Genomic DNA, 1,995 nt, shown 5'->3' with positions numbered 1-1,995 from the left:
CCTCCAACATCGGCAAGATGCTCGACCCGATCGCCGACAAGCTGCTGGTCGCCACATGCCTGCTGCTGCTGGCCGCCGATACCGATCGCCATGCGGGCATTGCCGGCTGGTCGTTGTGGGCGGCGATCATCATCCTGTGCCGTGAAATCCTGGTTTCGGGCCTGCGCGAGTATCTGGCGGCGCTGAAAGTCTCGGTGCCGGTGACGCAGTTGGCAAAATGGAAAACCGCGATCCAGATGGTCGCCATAGCGTTCCTCTTGGCCGGACCGGCCGGCGACAAGATCTTTCCGCTGACCACGCAGACCGGGCTGGTTCTGCTGTGGATCGCGGCGTTGGTCACGCTCTACACCGGCTACGATTATTTCCGCGCCGGCCTCAAGCACATCATGGACGAGTGAGATGACGACACGGCTCATCTATTTTGCCTGGGTGCGCGAACGCATCGGCATGGCTGAGGAGGATGTCGACCTGCCTGCGGGCATCGAGACGGTGACCGATCTCCTGCGCTGGCTGAAATCGCGCGGCGATGGCTACGAGCACGCTCTGCAATATCCCGACGTGATCCGCGTCGCCATCAACCAGGAACATGTCGAGCACCGCGAGAAGATCGCGGGCGCCCGCGAAATCGCGCTGTTCCCGCCGATGACCGGGGGCTGACATGAGCGGCGCGGTCTTGCCTGTCGTGCGCATTCAGCGCCAGGATTTTGACGTCGCCGCCGAGATCGCCAGACTGACGCAAGGCCGCGCCGATATCGGCGCCGTGGTGACCTTCTCCGGCCTTTGCCGCGACGAGCAGGGCGCGCTCTCAGCGCTCGAGCTCGAACACTACCCCGGCATGGCCGAAGCGGAAATCGCCCGCATCGCTGTTGAAGCGGTCGAGCGTTGGCCATTGCAGGGGCTCACCGCCATCCACCGCCACGGGAAGATCGCGCCCGGCGAGAACATCGTGCTGGTGGTGGCAGCCTCGGCGCATCGCCATGCGGCGTTCGAGGCGGCGAATTTTCTGATGGACTATCTCAAATCGCGCGCGCCTTTCTGGAAGAAGGAGCATCGGGCTGACGGCTCGGAGGGTGGCTGGGTCGAGGCCAAGGAAGCCGATGCAAACGCCGCGCAACGCTGGTATCAGTCCGAATAAGATCCGCCGCAGCCATGCATTGACCGCAATCCTTTGGCCAATTGGCGGGATTGGTCAGCCTCGGCATTGGCAGCCCGGGGCATTGGCAGCCCGGGGTGAGGGAGATGGTCATGCTGGACAGGATCGCGGAGTTCTTGATCTTCGGTTTCGTGCCTCTGGTCGTCGGCATATTGGCCGTTCCGGAGCAGTCTGTTGCCGCTGAAAGGGCCGTGAGAGGCGAGGTGATCTATCGCGAGCGCATTGCCTTGCCGCCCAGTGCCGTGCTCTCCGTCCAGCTGGCGGACGTGTCGCTGGCCGACGCGCCGGCCACCATCATCGGTGAGCAGCAAGTAAAGCCGGCAGGCCAGGTGCCGATCAGCTTCGAGATCAAATTCGACCCTTCGGTCATCCGGTCGCAGATGACTTACGCGTTGCAAGCCCGCATCACCGTCGACGACAAGCTGCTGTTCATCTCCGATATGCGCCATCAGGTCGATCCGTTGGCCGACGTGCCGCAGACCATCATGCTGAAGATGGTCACCCCGAGTGCCGAGCCGACGGCTTCCGTCTTCGACCAGCTCTGGCTGGTCGACTATATCGACGGCATCGGCGCTATTAGTGCCCCGCAAGCGACGTTCAGGGTCAGCGGGGCCGGCAAGGCGGGCGGCAGCGGCCCCTGCAACACCTATTTCGCCACCGCCAAACTCGATGGCCAAACGATCGCGATCAGGGACATCGGCTCGACCTACAAGGCCTGTGCGCCCGAGGTGATGGCCGAGGAAAAGGCGCTGTTCGATGCGTTGGCCAAGGCGGCGTCATACCGTGTCGATGCCGGAAAGCTCATCATTGTCGACAAGGATGGCCGCGAGATCCTGCGCTTC

The 1,995-nt window shown here is 63.3% G+C and carries 4 protein-coding genes; all 4 read left to right on the top strand.

Features of this window, described 5'->3' with window-relative positions; genetic code table 11:
* A partial coding sequence (locus EN984_RS32635; RefSeq protein WP_127384263.1) for a CDP-alcohol phosphatidyltransferase family protein occupies positions 1-398 on the top strand: 398 nt, incomplete at its 5' end.
* Position 399: 1 nt separating this feature from the next.
* A complete protein-coding gene (gene moaD / locus EN984_RS32630; protein WP_127267618.1) occupies positions 400-657 on the top strand; it encodes a molybdopterin converting factor subunit 1 in 258 nt (85 codons plus the stop codon).
* Between the two features lies 1 nt (position 658).
* The gene (locus EN984_RS32625) at positions 659-1,135 is read left to right on the top strand and encodes a molybdenum cofactor biosynthesis protein MoaE (RefSeq protein ID WP_127267617.1); all 477 of its coding nucleotides are present in this window, start codon (positions 659-661) and stop codon (positions 1,133-1,135) included.
* 110 nt (positions 1,136-1,245) lie between these two features.
* Positions 1,246-1,995, top strand: a 750-nt coding sequence (locus tag EN984_RS32620; protein WP_127384262.1) for a YbaY family lipoprotein, incomplete at its 3' end; no start/stop codon positions are given.

The sequence above is a fragment of the Mesorhizobium sp. M7A.F.Ca.CA.004.12.1.1 genome, from assembly GCF_003997835.1.
GTDB lineage: Bacteria > Pseudomonadota > Alphaproteobacteria > Rhizobiales > Rhizobiaceae > Mesorhizobium.
Note: the sequence above shows the minus strand (reverse complement) of the source record. Positions and strands in the feature narration are given on the sequence as shown.

Coding starts and splice junctions, on each gene's coding strand:
- moaD (WP_127267618.1), top strand. CDS start 400: ATGACGACACGGCTCATCTATTTTGCCTGGGTGCGCGAACGCATCGGC.
- EN984_RS32625 (WP_127267617.1), top strand. CDS start 659: ATGAGCGGCGCGGTCTTGCCTGTCGTGCGCATTCAGCGCCAGGATTTT.